The sequence below is a fragment of the Mitsuaria chitosanitabida ATCC BAA-476 = NBRC 102408 genome (genome assembly GCF_001598255.1).
Taxonomy (GTDB): domain Bacteria; phylum Pseudomonadota; class Gammaproteobacteria; order Burkholderiales; family Burkholderiaceae_C; genus Roseateles; species Roseateles chitosanitabidus.
This window is the reverse complement of record NZ_BCYP01000021.1, coordinates 49,863-74,912: the sequence shown is the minus strand read 5'-3', so window position 1 is coordinate 74,912 and position 25,050 is coordinate 49,863. Positions and strand designations below refer to the sequence as shown.

General features: G+C 69.7%; 19 protein-coding genes. 9 read left to right on the top strand and 10 right to left on the bottom strand.

Annotation, left to right across the window (positions count from 1 at the left end; translation table 11 throughout):
* Positions 1–135 precede the first annotated feature (135 nt).
* Positions 136–5,586, top strand: coding sequence for a diguanylate cyclase (locus MCHT01_RS14370; protein ID WP_067066027.1), 5,451 nt, complete (start codon positions 136–138; stop codon positions 5,584–5,586).
* Positions 5,587–5,674: 88 nt separating this feature from the next.
* On the opposite strand, the gene MCHT01_RS14365 is transcribed toward MCHT01_RS14370, so the two are convergent.
* On the bottom strand, positions 5,675–6,601 hold the full coding sequence (locus MCHT01_RS14365) for a TIGR02285 family protein (protein WP_067066026.1): 927 nt from the start codon (positions 6,599–6,601) through the stop codon (positions 5,675–5,677).
* Positions 6,602–6,911: 310 nt separating this feature from the next.
* Here MCHT01_RS14365 and MCHT01_RS14360 point away from each other — a divergent pair, with 310 nt between their 5' ends.
* From MCHT01_RS14360 to arsH, 5 genes are all read left to right on the top strand, one after another.
* Positions 6,912–8,120 (top strand): Fic family protein, encoded by a 1,209-nt coding sequence (locus MCHT01_RS14360; protein WP_067066025.1) that lies wholly within the window; start codon positions 6,912–6,914, stop codon positions 8,118–8,120.
* 74 nt (positions 8,121–8,194) lie between these two features.
* Positions 8,195–8,521, top strand: a complete 327-nt coding sequence (locus MCHT01_RS14355) for an ArsR/SmtB family transcription factor (protein ID WP_067066024.1) — start codon at positions 8,195–8,197, stop codon at positions 8,519–8,521.
* 37 nt (positions 8,522–8,558) lie between these two features.
* Entirely contained in the window at positions 8,559–9,047 is a 489-nt protein-coding gene (locus MCHT01_RS14350; RefSeq protein WP_067066023.1) for an arsenate reductase ArsC, read from the top strand.
* Between the two features lies 1 nt (position 9,048).
* On the top strand, positions 9,049–10,179 hold the full coding sequence (gene arsB / locus MCHT01_RS14345; protein ID WP_084452640.1) for an ACR3 family arsenite efflux transporter: 1,131 nt from the start codon (positions 9,049–9,051) through the stop codon (positions 10,177–10,179).
* Positions 10,172–10,984, top strand: a complete 813-nt coding sequence (gene arsH, locus MCHT01_RS14340; RefSeq protein ID WP_084452638.1) for an arsenical resistance protein ArsH — start codon at positions 10,172–10,174, stop codon at positions 10,982–10,984. Before arsB ends, arsH begins: the two co-directional genes overlap by 8 nt.
* A 154-nt stretch (positions 10,985–11,138) precedes the next feature.
* Here arsH and MCHT01_RS14335 read toward each other — a convergent pair whose 3' ends face one another.
* The 3 genes from MCHT01_RS14335 to MCHT01_RS14325 all read right to left on the bottom strand — a co-directional run bounded on the left by MCHT01_RS14335 (position 11,139) and on the right by MCHT01_RS14325 (position 16,240).
* Entirely contained in the window at positions 11,139–12,101 is a 963-nt protein-coding gene (locus MCHT01_RS14335) for a sulfate ABC transporter substrate-binding protein (protein ID WP_067066086.1), read from the bottom strand.
* Positions 12,102–12,351: 250 nt separating this feature from the next.
* Positions 12,352–15,138 (bottom strand): TonB-dependent receptor plug domain-containing protein, encoded by a 2,787-nt coding sequence (locus MCHT01_RS14330; RefSeq protein ID WP_245643299.1) that lies wholly within the window; start codon positions 15,136–15,138, stop codon positions 12,352–12,354.
* A gap of 154 nt (positions 15,139–15,292) precedes the next feature.
* Entirely contained in the window at positions 15,293–16,240 is a 948-nt protein-coding gene (locus tag MCHT01_RS14325; protein ID WP_067066022.1) for a CysB family HTH-type transcriptional regulator, read from the bottom strand.
* Positions 16,241–16,476: 236 nt separating this feature from the next.
* Between MCHT01_RS14325 and MCHT01_RS14320 the strand changes: the two genes are divergently transcribed.
* Positions 16,477–17,517, top strand: coding sequence for a hypothetical protein (locus MCHT01_RS14320; RefSeq protein WP_067066021.1), 1,041 nt, complete (start codon positions 16,477–16,479; stop codon positions 17,515–17,517).
* A 75-nt stretch (positions 17,518–17,592) separates the two neighbouring features.
* Here the strand turns inward: MCHT01_RS14320 and MCHT01_RS14315 are convergent, their stop codons facing one another.
* The 5 genes from MCHT01_RS14315 to MCHT01_RS14295 all read right to left on the bottom strand — a co-directional run bounded on the left by MCHT01_RS14315 (position 17,593) and on the right by MCHT01_RS14295 (position 22,487).
* Positions 17,593–18,519 (bottom strand): CysB family HTH-type transcriptional regulator, encoded by a 927-nt coding sequence (locus MCHT01_RS14315; protein ID WP_067066020.1) that lies wholly within the window; start codon positions 18,517–18,519, stop codon positions 17,593–17,595.
* Positions 18,520–18,570: 51 nt separating this feature from the next.
* Positions 18,571–19,644: a sulfate/molybdate ABC transporter ATP-binding protein gene (locus MCHT01_RS14310; protein WP_067066019.1), complete on the bottom strand. Its 1,074-nt coding sequence runs from the start codon at positions 19,642–19,644 to the stop codon at positions 18,571–18,573.
* On the bottom strand, positions 19,641–20,531 hold the full coding sequence (gene cysW / locus MCHT01_RS14305) for a sulfate ABC transporter permease subunit CysW (protein WP_067066018.1): 891 nt from the start codon (positions 20,529–20,531) through the stop codon (positions 19,641–19,643). The genes MCHT01_RS14310 and cysW overlap by 4 nt, the downstream gene beginning before the upstream one ends.
* Position 20,532: 1 nt before the next feature.
* The gene (gene cysT, locus MCHT01_RS14300; protein WP_067066017.1) at positions 20,533–21,414 is read right to left on the bottom strand and encodes a sulfate ABC transporter permease subunit CysT; all 882 of its coding nucleotides are present in this window, start codon (positions 21,412–21,414) and stop codon (positions 20,533–20,535) included.
* A gap of 80 nt (positions 21,415–21,494) precedes the next feature.
* Positions 21,495–22,487 carry a sulfate ABC transporter substrate-binding protein gene (locus tag MCHT01_RS14295; RefSeq protein WP_067066084.1) on the bottom strand — a complete coding sequence of 331 codons (993 nt, stop codon included), beginning with the start codon at positions 22,485–22,487 and terminating at the stop codon, positions 21,495–21,497.
* A 687-nt stretch (positions 22,488–23,174) separates the two neighbouring features.
* Between MCHT01_RS14295 and MCHT01_RS14290 the strand changes: the two genes are divergently transcribed.
* Together MCHT01_RS14290 and MCHT01_RS14285 are read left to right on the top strand one after the other, a co-directional pair.
* A complete protein-coding gene (locus MCHT01_RS14290; protein ID WP_067066016.1) occupies positions 23,175–23,681 on the top strand; it encodes a GAF domain-containing protein in 507 nt (168 codons plus the stop codon).
* A complete protein-coding gene (locus MCHT01_RS14285; protein WP_067066015.1) occupies positions 23,681–24,166 on the top strand; it encodes a response regulator in 486 nt (161 codons plus the stop codon). The genes MCHT01_RS14290 and MCHT01_RS14285 overlap by 1 nt, the downstream gene beginning before the upstream one ends.
* On the opposite strand, the gene MCHT01_RS14280 is transcribed toward MCHT01_RS14285, so the two are convergent.
* Positions 24,093–24,905: a glycosyl transferase gene (locus tag MCHT01_RS14280; RefSeq protein ID WP_067066014.1), complete on the bottom strand. Its 813-nt coding sequence runs from the start codon at positions 24,903–24,905 to the stop codon at positions 24,093–24,095. The two genes, MCHT01_RS14285 and MCHT01_RS14280, sit on opposite strands and share 74 nt — an antisense overlap.
* Between the last annotated feature and the right edge of the window lie 145 nt (positions 24,906–25,050).

Below are 25,050 nucleotides of genomic sequence, written 5' to 3'. Positions count from 1 at the left end.
CGGCGCCACGACGGGCCGCCGGACTGTCACTTTCTCCCGCTTCCCCGGGGCTTTGGGCCCAGGTTTGACGCCGCGTTGACGCGAACCTGCCACGGCCAGCCGTTACATTCACCGATCAACAAAGAGCGGGATGGGATGACGGACAGACGAGCGTGGGAGACGGCCGCCGCGGGTGCCTGGCAGGCGGAGCGCACGCTCCACCAGGGTCGACGGAGCGAGGTCGTCCGCGTCGGCGACGGCCAGGGCGGCACCGCGCTGCTCAAGCGCCTGCGCGATGCCCGGGCGGATCCCACCGCCGTGGCGCGACTGCGCCGCGAATTCGATCTCGCGCGACGCCTCGATCCGGCGTTGATCCTCTGCCCTCAAGCCCTCATCGAGCATGAACGCCGGCCCGCGCTGGTGCTGCCGGACTTCGGCGGCGAGACGCTGCGCCACCGCATCGCGCGCGGCACGCTGGACAACGAGGAGCTGCTGCGCATCGCGCTGGACCTCATCACCGGCCTGCAGCACCTGCACGGCCATGGACTGATCCACAGGAATCTCGGACCCGGCAAGATCCTGCTGCTGCCGGGCGCGGGCCGCGAACCGGGGCGGGTGCTGATCGCCGACCTCGGTCTGGCCGCCGAGATCGAGCGCGAGCGCCCGCTGGTCCAGCGGGCCGAGCTGATCGAGGCCTCGCTCGCGACCCTGGCGCCGGAACTGACCGGCCGCATGAGCCGCGATGTCGACTACCGCGCCGACTTCTACAGCCTGGGCGCCACGCTGCTCGAAGCCTTGACGGGCGCGCCGCCCTTCAACATCGATGATCCGGCGCGCGCCGTGCACGCGCATCTGGCGCTTGCCGCGCCGATGGCCACGACACGCAACCACCAGGTCTTCGCGCCGCTGGCGCAGGTCGTCGCGCACTGTCTGCACAAGGAGCCTGAAGGCCGGTACCAGAGCCACCAGGCCTTGCGCCAGGACCTGCAGATCTGTCTCGCGGCGCTGGAACAGGGCCGCGGCCTGCCGGGCTTCGAGCCGGGACGCGGCGACGCCGCGGTGCGCTTCCAGCCCAGCGGCCGCCTCTATGGCCGCGAGGTCGCGCAGGCCCAGATCGCGCAGGCTTTCGACGACGCCGCGCAGGGCTTCCCGACGGGCGCCGGACTGGTCGCCGTCGCGGGCTTCTCCGGCATCGGCAAGACGGCGCTGGTGCTGGCGGCGCAGCGCAGCCTGCTCGCGCAGCGCGGGCACTTCGCCGCCGCCAAGTTCAACCAGTACGGCCAGGACCGCCCCTACGGACCGCTGCTCCATCTGTTGGCGCAACGCGCCGCGCAGGTGCTGGCGCTGCCGGACGAGCAGCAAGTCCTGTGGCGTGAACGCCTGCGCGATCGCCTCGGCGCCAACGCCGGTCTGCTGACGCAGGCGCTGCCCGAGCTGGCACCGCTGCTGGGCGCCGTCGCGCCGCTGGTGGCGGTCGGTCCCGCGGAGGCCGAGAACCGGTTCCTGCGCAGCGTCAGCCAGGGTTTCGCCGCGCTCGCGCGCGAGGGCGAGCCGCAGACGCTGTTCCTCGACGACTGGCAATGGGCCGACCGCGCCTCGCGCCGCCTGCTGCGCGAATGCCTGAGCGACGCGTCGCTGCGCCACACGCTGTTCGTCATCGCGTATCGCGACAACGAGATCCCGCCCGGTCATCCGATCGCGCAGGAGCTGGCCGAGCTGCGCCAGCAGATCGGCGAGCGCTTCAGCTCGCTGCGCGTCGGGCCGCTGGGCTTGGACGACACGCGCCGGTTGCTCGCCGACAGCCTGCATCGCGACGCGGACGCGGAGGACGCGGGGCTCGACGAGCTCGCGCGCCTGTGCCAGACGCGGACCGCGGGCAACCCCTTCTTCCTGCGCCGGCTGCTGGAGGACCTGGTCCGCCGCGGGCTGATCCACTACGACGCCTCCGCTCAGCGCTGGGATCACGCGCTGGAGCGCATCGCGGCGACGCGCACGGCCGACAACGTCGTCGCGCTGATGCTCCAGCAGCTCGAGCGCCTGCCCGACGCGACGCGCCAGGCGCTGAGCGTCGCCGCCTTGCTGGGCGCGAGTTTCGGCCTGGACAGCCTGGCGATGGCGCTGGACGCGCCGGCCGATCAACTCGCCACCGACCTGCTGCCCGCGCTGCAGGCGCAGTTGCTGGTGCCCGCCAGCGCCCTCTACCGCTATGCGCCGCAGCTGCAAGGCCAGGCGAGCGAATCGGTGCGCTACGCCTTCGCGCACGATCGCGTGCAGGAAGCGGCCTTGCAACGCATCGCCGCCGATCAGCGGCCCGCGCTGCAGCTGCGCATCGGCCGCCTGTTGCGCGACGGCCATCGCACCGCGCATCCGGACACGCCGCTGCCCTACACCGCGCTGCATCACCTCAACGCCGCGCGCATGCTGCTGCGCGAAGGCAGGGACGAGGCCGAGCGGCTCGCGCTGGCCGACTTCAACGCCGAGGCCTCGCGCCTGGCGCTGGATGCCGCGGCCTTCGAGCCCGCCGCCGACTACGCGGAGCTGGCGCTGGAGCTCGCGCCGCGCTCGCCGCGACGCGGCGCATGGCTGCATCACGCGGCGCGCATGGCCTACCTCGCCGGCCGCCCCGCGCGCATGGACGCGTTGCTCGAGTCCGCGCTCGCCGATGCCGTGGACAACGCCGAGCGGGCCCGCCTGCTCGAGGTCCGCATGGAGGCCTTCTATGCCCAGGGCCGGCTCGCCGACACGGTGGATCTCGGCCTCGAGCTCTTCCTGCTGCTGAACGCGCGGCTGCCGCAACTCTCCGGCCCCGACGCGATGGCCGACGTGGCGCGACTGCTCGGGGAGCTGCAGAAGGAGGTCGTCGCGATCGGCCTGGACACCCTGGCCGCGCGCGAGCCCATGCGCGACGAGGCGCGGCTGCTGCTGATGTCCATCGCCGCGAAGATGACCGCCGCGGCCTACATCGTGCGGCCGGCGCTGCTGCCCTTGCTGACGCTGTTCCAGGTCCGGCTGATGGTGGACCACGGCCACGTGCCGCAGGCGCTGTCGGCGTACTCGGTGCTGGGCCTGATGTGCGCGGAGTTCCTCGGCGACTACCGCTTCGCCCATGACATCGGCCGCATGTCCATGGACCTGGTCAAGCGCCACGGCTGGATGCAGGTCTTCGCGCATGCGGGCTTTTCGTATCACGCCTTCCTGAGCCACTGGGTCGACGGGCTGCGGGTGAGCATGGACGGCCTGATGCAGACGCATCGCAACGGGCTGGAGTTCGGCAACCTGCGGCACGCGGGGCTGGGGCTCTACGTCCACGACGTGCATGCCTTCCTTTCCGGCGCCCCGCTGGCCGTGCTGCAGGAGCAGCTGCAGACGCATGCGCAGCGCCTGCGCGCGATGCGCCAGCCGGTGGCCGCCGACTACGAGGACGTGCTGCTGGCACTGGTCAGGACGCTGCAACGGCCGCAGCTGCCGGAGCAGGGCCTCAAGGGCACCGAGACCTTCGCGCGCACCTATGCCGAGCGTCAGGACCAGACCGGCCTGATGTTCCTGCACGGCTGGCAGGCGCTGCTGCATTTCGCCGCCGACCGGCCCGAGCCCGCCTTGCGCGAGGCGCAGGCGGCGCGCGGTCTCTTCGCGGCGGGTCGCGGCATGCATGCGCAGTCGCTGTTCCTGTTCATCGCGGCCTGGGCCTCGCAGCGCCTGGCCCTGGCCGGTGGCGAGCGCGACCTGGCGCTGGAGGACGACGCGCTCCAGCGCCTGCAACGCTGGCAGGACGCGGGACCGGGGCATCTGCATGACCGCGTCGCCCTGCTGCGGGCGCAGCAGGCGATGCTGGCCGAGGCCTCGGACGAGGAGATCGAGCGGCTGCTGGAGCGCGCGATCGAGGCGGCCGAGGGCCCGCACGGCACGGCGCTGGACAGCGCCGCCGTGTGGCGGGCGCAGGCCGCCTGGTGGCAGGACCGCGAGCCGGTCCGCGCCGCGCATGCGCGGCTGCACGCGCAGCAGGCCTGGAAACGATGGGGCGTGGTCTCGCTGGGTGGCGCGGGCGTGCCGGCGCTGACGCCGGTGTCGGGCGCCTTCGAGGACTCGGCGCTGGCCTCGCTCTTCGACGGACAGGAGGGGGTGGAGCTCGACGGCGAGCGCCCGGACGCGGCCGACCTGAGCAGCCTGACCAAGGCGGTGCAGGCGATCAGCAGCCAGCCGGATCTGCCGCGCCTGCTGCGTCGATTGCTGGAGGTCGTGGCCGAGAACGCCGGCGCGCAGCGCGCGGCCATCGTGCTGGCCAGCGGACCGGCCGGCGCGACGCGCTGGGTGCTGCAGGCGGAGGCGACGCTGGGCGATCAGCCCAGGCTGCACCTGCTGGAACAGCTGCCGCTGGAGCGTGCCGGCGCCCAACTGCCCTTGGCGCTGATGACGCGCGTGCTGCGCGACGGCCGCCGTGAGTTGATCGTGGACGCGCGCGGCCTGGCGACGATGGAGGACTACTTCCAGCACCACGCGGCGCCGCCGCGCTCGGTGCTGGCGCTGCCGCTGCTCAAGCAGGGGCAGACGGTGGGCGCGCTCTACCTGGAGAACGCCGCCGCCGCGGGCGTGTTCACCGAGGCGCGGGTCAGCTTCCTGGAGCTGCTCTGCGCCAACGTGGTCAACGCGGTGGACAACGCGCGGCTGGTGGCGGAGCTGCAGGAGCTCAACGCCAGCCTGGAGCGCCGCGTGACGCAGCGCACCCGCGAGCTCGCCGACAGCGAGGAGCGCCTGCGCGCGGTGCTGGACAACGCGCCCATCCCGATGGTGGTCACGCGCGAGCGCGACGCGCTGATCGTCTACGCCAACGGCCCCTCGGCGGACATCGTCGGCCGGCCGCTGGACGACCTGGTCGGCAAGCCCGCGATCAGCTTCTACCGGGATCCCGCGGACCGCGACCGCATGCAGCTGAAGTTCCGCGACGAGGGCCGGCTGCAGGGCGAGGAGGTCTGCCTGCTGGCCGCCGATGGCGGGGAGCTGTGGATGCTGCTGTCCATGGTGCCGGTGGTCTACGACGGCGCGGCCTCGGTGCTGAGCACGCTGGTGGACTTCACCGAGCGCAAGCGGCTGGAGCTGGAGCTCCAGCGCCTGGCCACGACCGATGCGCTGACCGGCGCGGCCAACCGCCGCTGCTTCCTGGAGCATGCCGAGGCGGAGCTGGCGCGCAGCCGGCGCTACGGGCTCGAGATGTCGCTGGTGATGATGGACGTCGACCACTTCAAGCGCATCAACGACACGCTGGGCCATGCGCGCGGCGACGCGGCGCTGTGCCGGCTGGTGCAGCTGTGCGCGCAGATCGTGCGCAAGCAGGATCTGCTCGGTCGCCTGGGGGGCGAGGAGTTCGCGCTGCTGCTGCCGCAGACCTCGCTGGAAGACGCGACCCACCTGGTCGAGCGGCTGCGCCAGCACATCGAGGTGAGCGGGCTGGAGCTGCAGGCGGGCTCGCCGCCGGTGGCGCTGACGGCCAGCTTCGGTGTCACCGCGCTGCGGGTCGAGGACCTGCGCGTGGAGGAGCTGCTGGGCCGCGCCGACCAGGCGCTGTACCGCGCCAAGGATGGCGGTCGCAATCGCGTCGAGCAGCAGGACTGATCCCGGCGCGGCACTTGTCCACAGCCCGGCTCGGCGGCGATCGGCCTGAGTTCCCGATGGCCACGGGGATCGCGACCGCGATCAAGGTTCAGGGGTCGATGCGGGAGGGCTTGGCGCGTTCGCGATAGAACGCGTCGAAGCGCGCGGCGTAATGGGCCTTGGTCTCGGGCGTGAGCCAATGCATCAGGCCCTCGCGCAGGTTGGCGGCGCCCTCGGGGCGGCCATAGGCGCGGTCGATGCCGCGGATCGCCGCCAGCCCCCAGGGCGTGCGCGGGCAGGCGATCCCGGCCATCACCAGTTCGCTGGCGCCCTGGATGGGCACGCTGGCCAGATCCTTGGGGTTGCCGGCCATGACCAGGGCCATGTCCTGCTCGATCGAGTAATCGGCGCGGCCCAGGCTGATCATCTGCAGGATGCGCGCGCCGAAGTCCTTGGGCGAGTACATCGACACGGCGCCGTTGGCCGGCCGCGCGGCGAGCACCTCGTCGAGCGCGGGCCCGTAGCTGCGGCCGTCGATGAGCGCGCCACGCAGACGGGTGTCGCTGAACAGCCGCTGGAGCAGGACCTCGCCGGCGGCGTTGCGCGGCAGCTTGGCGAGCCGGTCGCGGCGCACCACGAGCTGAGGCGGCGGCGTGAGCTGGGTGTTGATGAAGTAGGCCGACTTCTCGCGCTCCGGCGTGCGGACCATGTTGGCGCGGCAGACCTCGTCGCCGTTCTCGATCATCTGCCAGCTGCGCTTGGCGTTGGCGAAGACGATCTCATGCTGGACCTGCGGCCATTGCTTGCCGAGGTAGGTCACGACCCGGTTCGTCACGCCGCTGGCGTCGGAGCCGGTCATCACCGGTGTGTGATCGGACGCGAGCCAGGTGATCTTGGTGACCGCCGGCTCGGCCGGCTGCGCCCGCGCGCACGGCGCCGCGGCGACCAGGCTCAGGGCCAGGGTCGCCAGGACGGGACGCGGGATGTTGAAGCGGCGAACGCGTGTCGGGCTGGGACGGATCACGGCGGTCAGCATAAGGGGGCCACTGCTCGGCAGATCGGCCCTTCAGCTTATCCACAGGTGCGAGTGCGGTAGTTGGTCACTGCTTGGCGCAGGATGAGGGGGGATGGTCGCCAGATGTTGATCAGCGAACGACCCTTGCGTCGCGGTCAGGCAGGTGCCCTGGAAGACCCGTCGGCAGTCAGCCGGTCAGTCATTTAGCTCGCCAAATGGTCTGCCAAATTTGACATTTCTCTGAGTTGTAGATTGAGATAGTTTCTTTAAAAACATATATTTGAATGAGAATTCTGTCTGCCAATCGGTCTGCCAAATAGACTGCCAAAACATGTCCGTCAAGCCCCAACAGGTGACCGTCTACGACGCCCCTCACCCATTCGAGCCGATGCTTCCCGGCGCGAGCCATCTTGGCGAGTTGCGGGAGATGGGCGACCAGATCGCGCGGGATTCGCTGTTGCTGAGAGGGGGCGCTCACCCCAGCATGCTGGTCGCGCTTCGCGGCCTCGTCCGGGCGATGAACTCGTACTACTCGAATCGGATCGAAGGGCAGAGCACGCATCCCGTCTACATCGCGCAGGCGTTGACGCGCAGCTTCGCGGATCAGCCCGACATCGCCTTCCGTCAACGCCTGGCACTGGCGCATGTCGGGGCCGAGGAAGCGCTTGAGCGTCATGTCGATGCCGGCGAGGATCCGCTGCGAAGCGCCTTCGCCATCCAGGCGCATCGTGAGCTCTATGAGCGCCTGGACGAAGCGGACCGGCGGTCCGAGGAAGGCACGCTGATCGAGCCCGGCGCGGTTCGGACCACCGACGTCGCCGTGCATCGACACCACCCGCCGACCCACGCCGCACTGCCGAAGTTTCTGGACCGATTCGATCAGGCGTATGCGAAACGCTGGGTCATGTGCGATCTTCCCCGCGTGGTCGCCTGCGCGCACCATCGCATGGCGTGGATTCATCCCTTTGCCGATGGCAATGGCCGAGCGACCCGGCTGCAAACGCATGCGGCGCTGTGGCAGCTCTCGGGAGGCTTGTGGTCGGTGAACCGTGGCTTCGCGCGACGCAGGGACGAGTACTACGCTCGCTTGTCGGAGGCCGACATGGCTCGCCAAGGCGACCTCGATGGTCGAGGCAATCTCAGCGAACGCATGTTGGCGCAGTGGTGCCGGTTCTTCCTGGACGTCTGCATGGACCAGGTGTCCTTCATGGGCAAGTTGCTGGATCTGCCGAACATGCGCACGCGGTTGGCTCAACTGGTCGCGGTGCGCAGGCTCCAGCCGGGCAAGGAACTGATCTATCGGCCGGGCATGGACCTGATCCTTTTCCATCTCTTCGCGGCGGGTCCCGTGAGCCGAGGAGAGTTCCAGCAGCTGCTCGGCATGCCGCCACGCTCGGCGGCTCGCGTGCTGAAGGGCCTGCTCGACGATGGCATCGTCAGCTCCGAGAGCCGCAATTCGGCGGTCCACGCGGCCTTGCCGCTGGACGCCCTGCCGATCCTCTTGCCGGGCCTCTATCCGGAAGCGGCCGCGCCGCTCTGAGGAGCCCTCGCCTCTTCCTGGGCGCGAAGGCCCCACGACTTGCTTCCCATCAACATTTCCATAAAAATGGAAAGATGGAAGAAAACGAAGTCGTCAAGGCCCTCGGGGCGCTCGCGCAGCCGCTGCGGCTGCAGGTCTTTCGCGCGCTGGTCGTCGTCGGCGAGTCCGGCCTGACGCCCGGAGCGATCCAGGAGGGGCTCGGCGTCCCGGCCGCGACCTTGTCCTTCCACCTGAAGGAGCTGGTCGCCTCTGGCCTGGTCACGCAGGAGCGCGCCAGCCGCAACCTCATCTATCGCGCCGCCTACGACCGGATGAACGCACTGCTCGGCTACCTGACCGAGAACTGCTGCCAGGGCGAGTCCTGCGCCGTCGACGGCGCGGCTTCGAAGACCTGCTGCTGATGACGCTGGCGGCCATGACCGAGATCCGGAGACCCCGATGACCACGAACATCCTCATCCTGTGCACCCACAACTCCGCCCGCAGCGTGCTGGCGGAGGCGATGCTGAACCATTGGGCCGCCCGGCTCGGCAAGGACCTCCGCGCCTTCAGCGCCGGCAGCGCGCCGAGCGGCCGCATCAATCCCCATGCGCTCGACGCGTTGCGCCACGCCGGCGTCGATGTCTCGAGCCTGGGCAGCAAGAGCTGGGATGTCTTCTCCGGCACCGACGCGCCCGAGATGCGCGTCGTCATCACCGTCTGCGACAGCGCCGCGGCCGAGCCGTGCCCGTACTGGCCGGGTGGCCCGGTCCAGGTGCACTGGGGCTATCCGGATCCGTCGAACGCGCCCGAGGACGAGCGCCCCCGCGCCTTCGAGCTCACGCGTCAGGCCATCGGCACCCGGATGCTGCAGCTCGCGCAGCTGCCGCTCGACACCATGAGCGATGCCGAGTTGCGCCAGGCCCTGCTCGAGATCGAGAAGTCCTGAGATGAGCGACATCACCTCACGAGCAGCCTCCCGCGATTCGGCCGCCGTGGTAGCGAGCGGGCTGACGGAGAAGCCGGCCGGCGGTCTCGGCCCGCCCGCCATCGGCTTCTTCGAGCGCTATCTGAGCCTGTGGGTCGCGCTGTGCATCGTCGTCGGCGTCGTGATCGGGCAGTTGCTGCCCGATGTCGCGTCGACCGTCGGCGGCTGGGAGATCGCGCAGGTCAACCTGCCGGTCGGGGTGCTGATCTGGATCATGATCGTCCCGATGCTGCTGAAGATCGACTTCGCGGCACTCGGCCAGGTGAAGTCCCAGGCGCGCGGCATCGGCGTCACGCTCTTCATCAACTGGGCGGTGAAGCCCTTCTCGATGGCCTTGCTGGGCTGGATCTTCGTGCGCCATGTCTTCGCGCCGTGGCTGCCGCCGGACCAGATCGACGGCTACATCGCCGGCCTCATCCTGCTGGCCGCGGCACCCTGCACCGCCATGGTCTTCGTCTGGAGCCGACTGTGCCGCGGCGATCCCTACTTCACCCTGTCGCAGGTGGCGCTCAACGACGCGATCATGCTCGTCGCCTTCGCGCCCATCGTCGCGCTGCTGTTGGGGCTGTCCTCGATCGTGGTGCCTTGGGGCACGCTGGCGATCTCGGTGCTGCTCTACATCGTGATCCCGGTGCTGCTGTCGCAGATCTGGCGGCGTTGGCTGCTCGCGCGCGGCGCCGACCGGCTGCAGGCGGTGGTCGATCGTCTGGGGCCGCTCTCCATCGCGGCGCTGTTGCTGACGCTGGTGCTGCTGTTCGCGTTCCAGGGCGAGCGCGTGCTCGCGCAGCCGCTGGTCATCGCGCTGCTCGCCGTGCCCATCCTGCTGCAGGTGGCCTTCAACTCGACGCTCGCCTATCTGCTGAATCGCGCCCTGGGCGTGCGGCATGACGTGGCCGGCCCGTCCGCGCTGATCGGCGCGAGCAACTTCTTCGAGCTCGCCGTGGCGACGGCGATCGGCCTCTTCGGCCTGCGTTCCGGCGCCGCGCTGGCCACCGTGGTGGGCGTGCTCGTGGAGGTGCCGGTGATGCTGGCCGTCGTCGCCCTCGTGAACCGCACGCAATCCTGGTACGAGAAGGGATCCCGCCATGTCTGACCCGACCCCCAGCTTCCCGGCGCTCGTCGCCGACCATTTCGACGTGCCGACGCCGGATCGGCTCGCACCGCGCGAGCCCGCGGCACACCGACCGCGCTTCCTGTTGCTCCACGGCTCGCTGCGCGCGCGCTCCTACAGCCGGCTGTTGACGCAGGAAGCCGCGCGGCTGCTGGAGGCGATGGGCGGTGAGGTCCGCCTCTACGATCCGTCCGGCCTCCCGTTGCCTGACGACGCCGCCGACACGCATCCCAAGGTGCGTGAGCTGCGCGAGCTCGCCGCCTGGTCCGAGGGCATGGTCTGGTGCTCGCCGGAACGTCACGGCGCGATGACGGGAGTCATGAAGGCGCAGATCGACTGGATCCCGCTGAGCTCCGGCGCCATCCGCCCGACACAGGGCAAGACCCTCGCGGTGATGCAGGTCAGCGGCGGATCGCAGAGCTTCAACGCGGTCAACCAGATGCGCGTGCTCGGTCGCTGGATGCGGATGCTGACCATCCCCAACCAGTCCTCCGTCGCCAAGGCCTACGACAAGTTCACCGAGGAAGGCCGCATGAAGCCCTCGTCCTACTACGACCGCGTCGTGGACGTGATGGAGGAGCTCTTCAAGTTCACGCTGCTCACGCGCGATCTCGGTCCCTACCTCGTCGACCGCTACAGCGAGCGCAAGGAAGCCGCCGCGAAGGCGGCTGTGGACAACTCTGTCCACAGGGCTTCACCGGTCGTGGCTGTGGATAACGGCGTGCCTCCTCCGGTGGCGACGACGTGCGGCACCGCTGGCCGCGCCGGCGCCAAGTGCTGCGGCTGAGGCCGCCCGCCTCCGGACGAAAAAAATGCCCCGCCAGGACTGGCCTGGCAGGGCTGCTCGCGAGAGCGAACGGTCAGGTTGCCTTTGACGCCGCGCAGGCGGCGTCCGAGATCGACCGAGGAGACAAACAGGAAATCGGAGAGATCAGAAGGGATCAGCGCGCGGCGCTGATCTGGTCGAAGACGCCGCCATCGTCGAAGTGCGTCTTCTGCGCGTTGCGCCAGCCGCCGAAGACCTCGTCGATGGTCACCAGCTTCACCGGCGCGAACTGCTTGGCGTACTTCGCCGCGACCTTCGCGTCACGCGGACGGTAGTAGTTCTTCGCGGCGATCTCCTGGCCTTCCGGCGAGTACAGGTACTCGAGATAAGCCTGGGCGACCTTGCGCGTGCCCTTCTTGTCCACGGTCTTGTCGACCACCGACACCGGCGGCTCGGCCAGGATGGACAGGCTCGGGGTCACGATCTGGAACTTGTCCGGACCCAGCTCCTTCACCGCCAGATAGGCCTCGTTCTCCCAGGCGATCAGCACGTCGCCGATGCCGCGCTCGACGAAGGTCGTGGTCGCGCCGCGGGCGCCCGAGTCCAGCACCTTGGTGTTGCCGTAGATGCGCTTGACGAAGGCCTTGGCCGAGTCCGCGTTGCCGCCCGGCTGCTTGAGCGCATAGGCCCAGGCCGCCAGGTAGTTCCAGCGCGCGCCGCCCGAGGTTTTCGGGTTGGGCGTGATCACGTCCACGCCGCTGCGGGCCAGGTCCGGCCAGTCGTTGATGTGCTTGGGGTTGCCCTTGCGGACCAGGAACACGATGGTCGAGGTGTAGGGCGAGGCGTTGTTGGGCAGACGCTTCTGCCAGTCCGACGGGACCAGCTTGCCGTGGTCGTACAGCGCGTCGATGTCGTAGGCCAGCGCCAGCGTGACGACGTCCGCGTCCAGGCCGTCGATCACCGAGCGCGCCTGCTTGCCCGAGCCGCCGTGCGAGTTCTTCACCGTGACGGTCTCGCCGGTCTTGGCCTTCCAGGACTTGGCGAAGGCGGTGTTGAAGTCCTGGTACAGCTCCCGCGTCGGGTCGTAGGACACGTTGAGCAGCGTGACCGAGCCCTGCGCATGGGCCAGGGGCATCATCGCGCCGCCGAGCAGGGCAGCGGTGGCGAGCAGCGAGACGGTGCGGCGGAGAGCGTTCACAGGGATCTTCTCGTTCGGTTGAGGGAGCGCCCAATGTAGGCAAGCGCACCGTCCAAGTGAACCAAGAAGATCTGCTTTGCTTTGCAGCCGACCATGCAAACCAATCAAGAACGAATAAGGGCCGTTCCCTCGTGAGGGACGGCCCCGCGTCGATCACGACGGCCATGGCGCCCGGGTCGGGCGCGCGGCCTCATGCGCCGAAGCTGTGCTCCAGCTCGATCCAGCCTTGGCGGCCGTGCGGCAGGTAGTAGCCCACCGGGTAGTACGGCCAGGTCGAGCTCGGGTCGCGGCGGATCTTGTCGAACACGTTGTTGACGATCACGCTGACCCGCGTGCGCTTGGCCAGCTGCCACGAGGTGCTCGCGTTGAGGTTCCAGTAGGGGCCGACCCAGGCGCCCGGTTCCGCGCCCGGGATGCGCCCGTTGCGCTGGGCCGCCAGCGTGTGGGACCAATCGCCGATCTTCCAGTTCAAGCTCGCGTTGAGTCGGCTCGGCCAGTCGCCGAAATCACGGGTACCGACGATGTTGTCGTTGGCATCGCCGGCGAACTGCTGGTACCGGAAGCTCTTGACCTTGGTGTACTTCGCGTCCGCGGTCCAGCGGCCCCAGCCTTCGGCCGACCAGCTGTAGCGCGTGCCGACGTCGATGCCCCAGGTGGACTCGCTGGCCGCGTTGATCGGATTGACGCGGATCTCCGCCACCTCGCCCGGTCGCACCAGCGCGTCCAGCGGATTGCGCCGGATGCGGGCGATCGCGTCCTGGCAGGTCGGGGACTGCAGGTCCTTCGCGCCGGAGCGGCAGTCGGCCTCGGTCCGCAGCAGGCCGTCGGCGCTCAGGTCGGTGACCAGGTCGCGGATGGCGATCTTCCACAGGTCCACCGACAGGTCGAAGGACGCCGCCGGCTGCCACACCGCGCCCACGCCCCAGGAGCGACCGCGCTCGGACTTCAGGTCCGCCGAGCCGGTGCGCAGGTAGTTGAAGCCCGGCGACACGTTGGCGAAGTCGCACTTGGTGATGGGCTGGCCCGAGGCCACGCAGCGGTAGTAGTCCGTCGACGACGAGTAGTAGCCCTTGGTCTGCTGCGCGAAGATGTAATTCATGTCCGGCGCGCGGAAGCTGGTCGCGTGCTGCGCCCGCACCAGCAGCGACGAGAGCGGCCGGAACTCCAGACCGGCGTTGTAGGTCGTGCTGCCGTCGTTGCGGCCGGCGAAGTCGTAGCGGTCGTGGCGCGCGGCCAGCGTCGCGGTCAGCTGCCGGGTGATCGGCGCGTTGAGCTCGCCGCCCAGCGCCAGCCGGCCCCGCGTGCCGCGCACGGCCGGCGAGGTGCTGGTGTTGTAGAAGACGCTGGTGCCCAGGCGCGGATCGGCTTCGTTGCGGAAGCCCTGCGTGCCGGCTTCGGCCACGACGGCCGCCTTCACCGGGCCGCCGGGCAGCGAGAACCATTCGCCGTTGGCGGTGGCGCTCAGCTGCTGGCTCCAGCTGGCGTTGCGCGTCCAGCTGCGGCCGGTGACGCTGTCGATCTCCTGCGGCGTCAGCGGCCGGAACAGCCGCGCCGGATCGGCCGCGTAGATCACCGTGCCGTCGGCCTCGGTGCCCAGCTTGGGCCCCAGCAGCAGCGTGTCGATGCCCGACAGCAGTCGCGGCGTGGTCGTGCGGTTCAGGTAGTAGGAGCTGTTGAACGCGATCTCGTAGGTCCAGCTGCCGCTGAGTTCTCCGCGCGCGCCGACGGCGATGTTGTGCGTCGAATCCCGCCACTGGCGGTTGAAGCGGTCCGCGCCTCCCAGTTCCTCCGGCGCGAAGCGCCGCGTCCAGGTCTCGAGCAGGCCGGTGGTCCGGTTGCGGAAATAGCTGTTGCCGGTGACCTCGGAGGTCCAGCTCGGACCGCGGGTGTTGTTCTCGGTCCGCGCCGAGCCGAACTGCCCTTCCGCGAAGAGTTCCAGCCCGTGGCCGAGCTGCCAGGTCAGTTGGCCCGCGGCCTGCGCGCTGCGATTGCCGGTCTGCGTGGTCCAGTAGGTCGGCGAGGCCCGGCCGCTGCCGCAGTAGGTGCCGCTCTTGCCGGTGTAGGCGGAGGTGGCGCCGTCGAAGAGCGTGCCGGCCGCGGCGCAGCCGTCGGTCGGAGCGAGGTATTTGCCGTTGCTCGCGTTGCGGCGGCCGATGACCACCGTCGGCGCCGCGCCCTGCAAGGTGGTGTCGGCCATGAAGTCGCGCTGGCGGCTCCAGATCGGCTCGCGGCCGCTGAGCTCCACGCCCCACACGCCCTGCAGCGCGCCGCCGTCGAAGCCGCCGGTCACCTGGGCGCGGGCGTTCTCGCCGCCGCCGCGCTGCGTGCCGCCGACGCGCAGGTTCACGCTGATCTCGTCGACATGCTTCTTCAGCACGATGTTGACCACGCCGGCGATCGCGTCCGAGCCATAGACCGAGGACGCGCCCCCGCTCAGCACCTCGATGCGGTCGATCAGCGCCGACGGAATGTTGGCGATGTTGACGAAGTTGACCGAGCCTTCATAGGCCGTCGGATAGTCGGCGACGCGGCGGCCGTTCACCAGCACCAGCGTGTGATTCGGCCCCAGGCCGCGCAGGCTGATGGCGTTGGCGGCCGGCGTGAAGGTGTTGCCGAAGTCCTCTCCCTGGGTGAAGCCGGTGTTCTCGGTCAGGCTGGACAGCGCGTCGGAGACGTTCTTGTAGCCGAGCCGGTCGATGTCCTCGGCCTTGATCACGGTGACCGGGCTGGGGCCCTCGCTGCTCACGCGCGAGATGCGCGAGCCGGTCACCACCACCGACGGCAGCGGCGCCTCCTTCGCGGGGTCCTTGCCGGCCTCCTTGGCGGGTTCCTTCTGGGCCGCCTTCGCGGCCTCGCCGGTGCCCGGCGGCGCGTCCTGCGCGAAGGCGAGGCTGGCGGGGAACGCGGCGGCCAGGGCGGCCACCAGCGTGGCGGCCGAACCGGTCAGTCGGGCCGTTTGCTTGACGTTGGGCTTCAAGAGTCTTCCTTGTGGGAGTGAGCAGCTGAGCCCGTCACTCTAGGAAGCCGCCCCTCATCGCCCAACCAAGTGTTTCAGCTTTGCAAAGTCGTGCGCCGCGGATGTGCTCATGCGAAAAAACTTTCGGCATGGCCCCTTGGAACCGGGGCTCCCTTCAATCCGCTCCGCCCGGCGCCACGCGCGCCTGCTCCACCAGCACCCGTGTCAGCGGCGGTGCGAAGGTCTCGATGAAGGCGTAGACGTAGTCGCGCAGATACGCGTCGCGCCGCACCGCCAGCCGCGTGAGGTTGTCGGCGAAGAGATGGCGGGCATCGATCGCGCGCAGATGGCGGTCGCGCTCCTCGTCGTAGGCGATGGCCGCGACGATGCCCACGCCCAGGCCCAGCTCGACGTAGGTCTTGATCACGTCGGCGTCCATCGCCACCAGCACCACGTTCAGGTCCAGCCCCGCGCTCGCGAAGGCGTCGTCGATGTGCGAGCGGCCGGTGTAGCCGGTCTCGTAGGTGATGACGGGGAACTGCGCCAGCCGCTCCAGCGTCAGTGGCCGGCCGTCGGCGGCCTCCTGCTCGAGCGGATGGCCGGGCGGGACGAGGACGGTGTGGGTCCAGCGGTAGCAGGGCAGCGTGAGCAACTGGGGATGCAGCGCGAGCGCCTCGGTGGCGATGCCCACGTCGGCCTCGCCGTCGATGAGCAGGCGCGCGATCTGCTGCGGCGAGCCCTGCGTGAACTGCAGGCTGACCTCGGGATGCGAGTCGCGGAAGTCGCGCACCGCCGGCGGCAGCGCATAGCGCGCCTGGCTGTGCGTGGCGGCGATGCGCAGGTGGCCGCTGTCGGCGCGGGCGAAGTCCTCGCCGGCGCGGCGCAGGTTCTCGGCTTCTCGCAGCAGGCGCTCGACGATGGGCATCACGTTGCGCCCGGGCTCGGTCAGGCCGGTCAGCCGCTTGCCCGCGCGCACGAAGATGTCGATGCCGAGCTCGTCCTCGAGCTCGCGGATCTGGCGGCTGACGCCGGGCTGCGAGGTGTGCAGGGCCTGCGCCACCTCGGTCAGGTTGAAACCGCGGCGCTGGGCCTCGCGGACGGAACGGAGCTGTTGGAAATTCATCGTCGTGGGCGCTGTGGGGACAACGCGGGGAAGGCCAGTGGAATCCAGTGCAGATCGGGCCTTGCGGCCTTCGGCCGGCTTCCGGCGACGAACGTGAGGGAAACGTCGGGAAAGCGGCTTCCTTATGCGGATTGATTATTCGAATCCGCGCCCGTGCTGTCCTCCAACAAAAACCGATAAGCAATTTCGCGGGCGGTGCAAGAGCTTGGAAGCCCTATGCTGCGCAGCTTGTGGCCATGAAGCAGTTCCCCGCCTTCCCCCCGTCCATGCCGTCGATCGCGCCCGTGACCGCGGCCCAGGTCGTCACGAAGCTCGCGTCGACGAAGGCGCTGATGCTCGGCGTCGTCGGCACGCTCGCCGTGGGCGCCGCCCTGGCGCAACCCGCATCCGACCGCGTGACCTGGCTGATGCCGGAGATCGACGCGGCCGTGTCCGTGCCGACGCCGGGCGGCTCGGGCGCGAGCCCAGCGGCGCCCGTGGCCGCCGTGCCCTCGCGGCTCGGTCTGGGACAGCCGGTCGCCGATTACCTGATCGCGCACTGGGGCACGCGCGCGAAGCACGAGGTGCTGATCGCCAACGTCAAGCGCTCCTGGCGAATGGTCGAAGCCGGCGAGCGCGCCTGCCACCTCGGCGTGCTGCGCACGCCCGAGCGCGAGACCGTCGCCTACTTCATCGATACGCATCTGGTGCCGCCGCACCAGCTGATCGTGCGCCGCGCCGCGCTGCCCAAGCTCGCGCGCAACGCGGCGGGCGACGTGGAGCTCGAGCGCGTCTGGGCCGCGAGGCAGCTGCGCGGCGCGGTGGTCGCGGGTCGCAGCTACGGGCGCGCGATCGACGCGCTGCTGGCGAAGCGGCCGCCGGGCGTGGTCGACGCGTACACGACGCCGGACTTCGGCGGGAACATGTTGTCGATGATCGCCATCGGCCGCGCCGACTACACGATCGAATACGACTTCGTGCTGGCCGCGCAGCAGGCGCTGCGCGCCAACGCGGCGAACGCGACCTCGTCGGCCCGCGCCGGTCCGATCTCGATGGCCGATCTGGTCAGCGTGCCCATCGATGGCTTCAGCGAGCCGGTGGTGTCGGGCATCGCCTGTCCGAGGACGCCCTGGGGCCGCCGCACGATCGAGCACATCGAGCGGGTACTCGGCTCGGCGACGGGTCGGCAGTTCCTGCGTGACGAGTTCCTGAGCCACCTCAGCGTCGATGCCAAGGCCCGCTATGGCGCGCGCGTGGACGCGTTCTACGCCAAGCCGCTGAACGTCAGCCCGCGCTGAACGTGCGCCGTCGTCACCCGCCGTGAGCCTGCCCCGCGGGGCCAGGGTGTGCCGCAGCCACCATGGCCGCGACGATCAAGCCGCGTTCGGCTCCATCGCCTCGCGTACCACGTCCTCGGTCAGCTCGGCCACGCACTCCTGGACGAAGCGATAGGCGAAGCCGCGCAAGTAGTGGCCGCGCTTGAGCGCGATGCGCGTGGTGTTGGCCGGGAACAGGTGGCTCGCGTCCAGCAGCTGCAGGCCGGAGTCGCGTGTCGGCTCGAAGGCCATCGCGGCGATCACGCCGACGCCCAGTCCCACCTGCACATAGGTCTTGATCACGTCCGCGTCCAGCGCCGACATCACCAGGTCCGGCGCCAGGCCCGCCGCCGCGAAGCTCGCGTCGATGCGGGCGCGGCCGGTGTAGCCCTCGTGATAGGTAATCAGCGGCTGCTCGGCCAGGGTCTCGAGCGTGAGCGGACGCGTGGTCAACGGATGCCCTTCCGGCACGACGACCGCGTGACGCCACTCGTAGAACGGGAAGGTGACGAAGGCGTCGTCCTTGCCCAGCGCCTCGGTGGCGATGCCGATGTCGGCCTCGCCCGATTGCAGCAGCGAGACGATCTCCGACGGGCTGCCCTGATGCAGCACCAGGTGCACCCGCGGATAGGCCTGCTTGAAGCGCGCCACCACCTGCGGCAGCGCGTAGCGCGCCTGCGTGTGCGTGGTGGCGATCGTCAGCTGGCCCTGATCGGCGCTGCTGAACTGCTGCGCCAGGCGCTTGATGTTGCGCACGTCCTGCAGCATGCGGTCGACGACCACCGCCAGCTCCTTGCCCGGCTCGGTCAACCCGAGCAGCCGCTTGCCGCGGCGCTGGAAGAGCTCGACGCCGAGCTCGTCCTCCAGGTCCTTGATGTGCTTGCTGACGCCGGACTGCGAGGTGAACAGCGCGGCCGCCACCTCGGTCAGGTTGAAGTTCTGCTGCACCGCCTCCCGGACGATGCGCAACTGCTGGAGATTCATGGTCGAGACTGCCCGCTCTGCGGCTTGCTTGTCGGAGTACGGGTCAGAGGATCAAGCCGCCTGGTCGATGCCGAAGAGGCTCAGACGCGACGCCTGCAGCCGCACCTGCTGACCCGAGGCCAGCTGCAGCGCCTCAGCCTGCTCGCGGCTGAGCTCGGCTTCCAGATGCTCGCCCTGCGCGCCGCGCAGCTCGACGCGCGCGGCGGCGCCGAAGGCCAACACGCGCTCGACCGTCGCGGGCAGACCCGGCGCGTCCTGCGTCGGGATGATCACCAGCTCGTGCGGGCGCGCGTAGGCCTGCACCAGACCCTGCTGGGCGCCCTCGATCGCGGCGGCGGCGCCTTGCGCCAGGGTCTGGTCGCCGACGCGGACGATGCCGCTGTCCACGCGGCCTTCGAAGCGGTTGACCGCGCCGAGGAAGCCGTAGACGAAGGGCGTGGCCGGACGCTGGTAGACCTCGGTCGGCGAGCCGACCTGCTCCACGCGGCCGTGATCCATCAGGACCACGCGATCCGCGACTTCCAGCGCTTCTTCCTGGTCGTGCGTGACGAAGATGCTGGTGATGTGCAGCTCGTCATGCAGGCGGCGCAGCCAGCGGCGCAGCTCCTTGCGGACCTTGGCGTCCAGCGCGCCGAAGGGCTCGTCCAGCAGCAGCACGCGCGGCTCGACCGCCAGCGCGCGGGCCAGCGCGATGCGCTGACGCTGACCGCCGGACAGCTGCGGCGGATAGCGGTCCGCCAGCCAGTCCAGCTGCACCAGCTGCAGCAGCTCGTGGACCTTGCGCTTGATCTCCGACTCCGGCGGCCGCTGCTTGCGCGGCTTCACGCGCAGGCCGAAGGCGACGTTGTCGAAGACCGTCATGTGGCGGAACAACGCGTAATGCTGGAAGACGAAACCGACCTCGCGCTCGCGCACATGGGTGTCGGAGGCGTCGGCCCCGTCCAGCAAGACCTGGCCCCGATCGGCCGTTTCCAGTCCCGCGATGATGCGCAGCAGCGTGGTCTTGCCGCAGCCCGAGGGGCCCAGCAGCGCGGTCAGCTCGCCGGTGGGGAAGTCCAGGCTGACATCGCCCAGCGCGGTGAAGCTGCCGAAGGACTTGTGGATGTTGCGGACCTGGATGCTCATGCTTCTTCCTTCACGACGTTGCGGGAGGCTTGCCACTCGACGAACTGCTTGAGTCCCAGGGTGACCAGCGCCAGCAAGGCCAGCAGCGACGCGACGGCGAAGGCCGCGGCGAATTGATATTCGTTGTAGAGGATCTCGACCTGCAGCGGCAGCGTGTTGGTCTGGCCGCGGATGTGGCCCGAGACCACCGACACCGCGCCGAACTCGCCGAAGGCGCGCGCGTTGCACAGGATCACCCCGTAGAGCAGGCCCCACTTGATGTTGGGCAGCGTGACGTGCCAGAAGGTCTTGAAGCCGCTGGCGCCCAGCACCGTCGCCGCTTCTTCTTCATCGCGTCCCTGCGCCTGCATCAGCGGGATCAGCTCCCGCGCGACGAAGGGGAAGGTCACGAACACCGTCGCCAGCACGATGCCGGGCACGGCGAAGATGATCTTGATGTCGTGATCGGCCAGCCAGGGGCCGAACCAGCCTTGCGCGCCGAAGATCAGCACGTAGATCAGGCCGGCGACCACGGGCGACACCGAGAACGGCAGGTCTATCAGCGTGATCAGCAACTGCTTGCCGCGGAAGTCGTGCTTGGTGATGGCCCAGGCGGCGCTCACGCCGAAGACCACGTTCAGTGGCACCGAGATCACCGCCGCCAGCAGCGTCAGCTTGATGGCGGAGACGGCATCGGGTTCGATCAGCGAGGCGAGATAGGTGTCCCAGCCCTTGCGCAGCGCCTCGGTGAAGACGGCGGCCAGCGGCAGCAGCAGGAAGAGCGCGAAGAAGCCCAGGCCCAGCGCCAGCAGGGTCCAGCGGACCCAGGCGCGTTCGCGCGTGGCGGGGTTGCTCTGGAAGTGGCCGGCGGCTTTGGCGCGGCCCAGGGTTGCGGCGGATCCGGCCATGTCAGCGCTTCCCGTCCAGTCCGTTGCGACGCAGGCTCCAGGCCTGCAGTCCGTTGATGCCCAGCAGCAGCAGGAAGCTGAACACCAGCATCACCACGGCGATCGCGGTGGCGCCGACGTAGTCGTACTGCTCGAGCTTGGTGATGATCATCAGCGGCGTGATCTCGCTGACCATGGGCATGTTGCCGGCGATGAAGATCACCGAGCCGTACTCGCCCACCGCACGCGCGAAGGCCAGCGCGAAGCCCGTCAGCAGCGCCGGCGTGAGCATCGGCAGCACCACCAGGCGGAAGGCCTGCCAGCGGTGCGCGCCCAGCGAGGCGGCGGCTTCCTCGAGCTCCGTGTCCAGGTCCTCGAGCACCGGCTGCACCGTGCGCACGACGAAGGGCAGGCCGATGAAGATCAGCGCGATCAGCACGCCCAGCGGTGTGAAGGCCACCTTGATGCCCAGCGGCTCCAGCCAGCTGCCCATCCAGCCGTTGGGCGCGTACAGCGCGGTCAGCGCGATGCCGGCGACCGCGGTGGGCAGCGCGAAGGGCAGATCGATCAGCGCGTCCACCAGCTTCTTGCCGAAGAAGTCGTAGCGCACCAGCGACCAGGCCAGGATGAAGCCGAACACCACGTTGATGCCCGCGGCCAGCAGCGATGCGCCGAAGCTCAGGCGGTAGGAGGCCAGCACCCGCGGCGAGGTCGCCGCGTTCCAGAAGGCCTCGGCGCCGTGGCCGGCGGACTTCAGGAACACCGCGCACAGCGGGATCAGGATCAGCAGCGACAGGTAGAAGAGCGTGAAGCCCAGCGTCGGCGCGAAGCCGGGCAGGACGCGGCGTCGCTTGCGGGGCGTCGCGGGGACGGCCTGCGACGCGGGAAGCACGGCGGTGTTCATCGGATCAGCGGATCAAGCGGGATCGGGGTCGAGGCGACGCGGGGTCGGGTGCTCGGGGCCAGGTCTTGCGGCGCTGGCGCTCAGCGGCGCGCGGCCATGATCTGGTCGTAGGTGCCGCCGTCGGCGAAGTGGGTCTTGCCCACCTTGGCCCAGCCACCCAGCGTCTGCTCGACGGTGAACAGCTTGATCGGCGCGAAGCGCTTCTCGTGCTTCTTGAAGATGGCCGGATCGCGCGGACGGAAGTTGTTCTGGGCAATGATTTCCTGGCCCTCCGGCGTCCACAGGAAGTCCAGATAGGCCTTGGCCAGGGCGGCCGAGCCGCGCTTCTGGGCGACCTTGTCCACCACGGCGACCGGGGCGTCGGCCTCGATCGAGATGCTGGGATAGACGACCTCGAAGTTGCCCTTGCCGAATTCGTTCTCGATGAGCTCGGCTTCTGATTCGAAGGTCAGCAGCACGTCGCCGATGCCGCGCTGGGTGAAGGTGGTGGTGGCGCCGCGGCCGCCACCGTCCAGCACCGGCACGTTGGCCAGCACCTTGGAGACGAAGTCCTTGGCTTGCGCCTCGGTGCCGCCCTTGGCGACGACGCTGCCCCAGGCGGCCAGGTAGCCGTAGCGGCCGTTGCCCGTGACCTTGGGGTTGGGGATGATCACCGACACGCCTTGGCGGGCCAGGTCGCCCCAGTCCTTGATGCCCTTGGGGTTGCCCTTGCGGACCAGGAACAGCATGGTCGAGCTGTAGGGCGCGGCGGCGTTGGGGAACTTGTTGCGCCAGTCGGCGCTGGTCAGGCCCTTCTCGGCCAGGGTGTCGACGTCGGTGGCCTGGTTCATGGTGACCACGTCGGCCTCCAGACCGCCGATGACCGAGCCGATCTGCTTGGACGAGCCGCCGTGCGACTGGTTCACCGTGATGGTCTGGCCGGTCTTGGCCTTGTAGGCGGCGACGAAGGCCGGATTGACCTGCTTGTAGAGCTCGCGCGCCACGTCGTAGGAGACGTTCAGCAGCGTGGTCGGCGCCTGTTGCGCCAGCGCCAGCGAGGACGTCCCCATCAGCGCCGTCGCGGCGCCCAGCATCAGCGCGTGGCGGCGGCTCACCGCGGTCAGGGCGGACAGCGACGGGCGGGACTTCGAGGCGTTGGCGTGGGTCATGGCAAGCGGACTCTGGGAATCGTGTGATCGGGCCGTGAAGCTTGCCAAACTGTCCTTATTCCAGGAACGATTGTTTGAGCATTTGCTTATCTCGAATATGAAATAAGCAGGCGCGCGAAGGCGCCGGGCCACGGGCGTGGCCGGCGCGATGCCGGAGGTCCTCCGGGCGCGGTGGCCCGGGAAGCGGCTTCAGAGCTGCCGGGAGGCGGATTGAAAGGCGCCAGGACCGTGACCGCGAACCGCCGGAAGCGCCTCCCCCAAGACCCCGAGGGCGGCCCACGGTCACGACCTGGGCTTTCACCATGCCTTTCCGGTGGCAGTACGGCCGCCGCCGGCGGAGGCGACATGGGCGCCTCCGTGCTGCGCAGTCTGGGGCGGCGGGCGCGACGACGCCAATGCGCAATCGGCGCATGGAGGTGCGGGGCGCTCATAAGCAGGAATGGGCCGGGATCGCGGGTGCCGGCGGGACGGGAATGGGGCGGCGGCGGGGGCGTCGCTCCCTACCAGGAGGGCGGCGCTGGCACGGGCGGGGCTTCTCCGATAGGCTGGGGCCTTCGCTGGCCGAGAGGGGCGCGACAAGCCCCGCCGCGATGCAAGGAGGATCCGCGTCCCATGATGACCGCCCCGATTCCCGACAACGAAGCCGATCGGCTCCAGGCGCTGCGCGAGCTGCTGATCCTGGACACGCCCCCCGAGGAGCGCTTCGACCGCATCGTCCAGTTCGCCGCCGAGGAGTTCGGCGTCCCCATCGCGTTGCTCAGCCTGGTCGACACCAACCGCCAGTGGTTCAAGGCCCGCTTCGGGCTGGCGGTCTGCGAGACCGGCCGCGATGTCTCCTTCTGCGGCCATGCGATCCACGCGCCCGAGGTGATGGTGGTCAGCGACGCGACGCAGGATCCGCGCTTCGCGGACAACCCCATGGTGCTGGGGCCGCCGCACATCCGCTTCTATGCGGGCGCGCCGCTGGAGCTCACGCCCGGGGTGCGCATCGGGACGCTGTGCCTGATCGATCGCCGTCGCCGCGGCATGGACGACACCGACCTGGCCATCCTGATGAGCCTGCGCGACCTGGCGGTGGCGGAGTTGCTCGGGCAGCCGCTGGCCGAGGAGCCGCACTGATGCCGCACGCGCAACGGCAACTGCTGCTGGTCGACCCGCACTCGCTGTTCCGGCGCACGGTCGCGCTGGTGGCGCGCCAGATGCAGATCGCCGAGGTCCACGAGTGCAGCAGCCACGAGGCCGCGCAGCGGCTGCTGGAGCACCAGACCATGGACGGGCTGCTGCTCGACATCGGCCAGGGGCTGGATGCGCTGGCGCTGCTGCAGAGCGTGCGCGCGGGCGCGCTGCGCTGCGCGCCGGGGACGCCGGTCGCGCTGACCGCCGAGGCCTGCGACGTGTCGACCGCGCAGCTCTACAAGGAGCTGGGCGCGCGCCGCATCATGCTCAAGCCCTTCAAGGTGAAGACGGCCCTGGAGGTGATCCAGGACCTGGCGGGCCCGGAGACCCCCGCGAAGTCGGCGGGCGCGGGGCTCACTCCACCCAGTGCTGCGCCAGCCACGGCGTCGGGCGCACATAACGGCGCAGATGGCGCCAGCGGTGGGTGACGCCACCGGAGAAGGTCGCCTTGATGTGCTGCCAGGGCGTCTCGTGCGCCGGGTCCTGCTGCGTCCAGCGGCCCACCAGCACGTCGCTGGGATTGGGGCCTCCCGGGAAGGTCACGATGCGCGCGCCCTCCGGCAGACGCGCCGGCAGGAAGTAGCGCAGCGGGAACGGCGGCAGGCAGTGCAGGCGGAAGTGGCGCGTCCACAGATGCGGCCAGAACTTGATCCCGCCCGGCACCGACGCCGTCACGAAATGCTGCTCGAAGTGGTGCTTGTCGGCGACGGCCTGCGGATCGGCGCGGAAGTTCCGGATGATGTGCGGATGCTTGCCCACCGGGAAGCGGAACACCGAGGTCTGCCCCAGCTTCTGCAGCGGCTTGGCCCAGTTGCGGGCCAGCACCACGTCGTCCGGGTCGCCATGGGTGAAGTAGCCGTCGATGTTGTCGACGATCACGGAGTCCAGGTCGATGAACAGCACCGGACCGGACAGGCCGGTGGTCGTGCCCAGGTCCTCGCTCCACAGCACCAGCTTGCGCCACTTGCCGATGGAGCGCTTGGGCCACTCGCAGCCCAGCTCCGGGAGGTCGTAGGCGTCGACCTCGGGGCGGATGCCGGTGGCGTCGTCGGTCAGGCAGACCAGGCGGAACTCGCCGGTCACGTGCCGGCGCAGCATGCCGTAGAGACGGTTGACGTAGTCGGCGCCGTAGGCGCTGCCCCACTTCACGCAGATCACTTGTTTCATGGGGCGTTCCTCCGCTGCTTGTTCTGGGTCGGCGACGAGGCGCCGGGCAGCGGCCGAGTCTAGGAAGGCCCCCTTGCTGCTTGACCGAGCAAGGTAAAGATAGATGTCGCCAGCCCGGCATTCGCCCGCCAAGGGTGACAAGACG